Source organism: Pseudomonas sp. E45-MNA-CIBAN-0222 (genome assembly GCF_040310405.1).
Lineage (GTDB): Bacteria > Pseudomonadota > Gammaproteobacteria > Pseudomonadales > Pseudomonadaceae > Stutzerimonas > Stutzerimonas stutzeri_AC.
In genome coordinates, this window is record NZ_JBEOPU010000207.1 from 1 (window position 1) to 243 (window position 243).

At 64.6% G+C, this 243-nt stretch carries 1 protein-coding gene; it reads left to right on the plus strand.

Features of this window, described 5'->3' with window-relative positions; genetic code table 11:
* Nucleotides 1-243, plus strand: a 243-nt coding sequence (locus AAEZ08_RS23350) for a hypothetical protein (protein WP_500125237.1), incomplete at both ends; no start/stop codon positions are given.

Sequence of the window (243 nt, forward strand, 5' to 3'; positions counted from 1 at the left end):
CTGGTGCACTTTGCCGTGAGCCAGGATGAGGTGGCGATGACCACCAAGCTGGCTGGCAAGGAGACCTTCTTTCTGCCGTTCAACCTGGGCAGCCTCGACGGCGGCGCCGGCAACCCCCCGGCGCCGGATGACAGCCAGTACGCCACCCGCTACCTGTGGCAGCGCCTGTTCCACCCGGATGCCTGGCTGAAAGTGCTGGGCCGCTTCCTGCACCTGCAGAAGAGCGTGAAGGAAGATATCGAC